Here is a 420-nt window from a genome sequence, read left to right as displayed (position 1 = left end):
GATATTACTAGGGCTCAAACTTCAATCTCCTCTAAAGATATTAGCCGTACTGTAAATACTACTATAGAGCAAGCCATCCAGGGAAGGGCAGCAGGCGTTTATGTTACACAAAATACGGGTGCACCTGGTGGAGGTATCTCTGTAAATATCCGTGGTGTAAATTCAATTAACGGAAGTAATGAACCGCTTTATGTTGTTGATGGGGTTGAGCTTCAAGGTGCTACTACTGCAGCAGGAACAAACCCATTATCCTCTTTAAACCCCGCAGATATAGAAAGTATGGAAATACTTCAAGGGCCATCTGCTACTGCTATTTATGGGTCCAGAGCAACTAATGGTGTAGTATTAATTACTACAAAACGCGGTAAGGCAGGTGACATGAAAATTTCTTATGGTTATACATACAGCCTTCAAACTGAG

At 41.2% G+C, this 420-nt stretch carries 1 protein-coding gene; it reads left to right on the top strand.

The features are described from left to right. On the top strand, window positions 1-420 hold a 420-nt coding region (locus KK060_RS24915), incomplete at both ends, for a TonB-dependent receptor plug domain-containing protein (RefSeq protein ID WP_254158012.1).

The organism is Chryseosolibacter indicum, assembly GCF_018598585.1.
GTDB classification, from domain to species: domain Bacteria; phylum Bacteroidota; class Bacteroidia; order Cytophagales; family Cyclobacteriaceae; genus Chryseosolibacter; species Chryseosolibacter indicus.
This window is presented reverse-complemented; position numbering and strand designations above follow the sequence as displayed.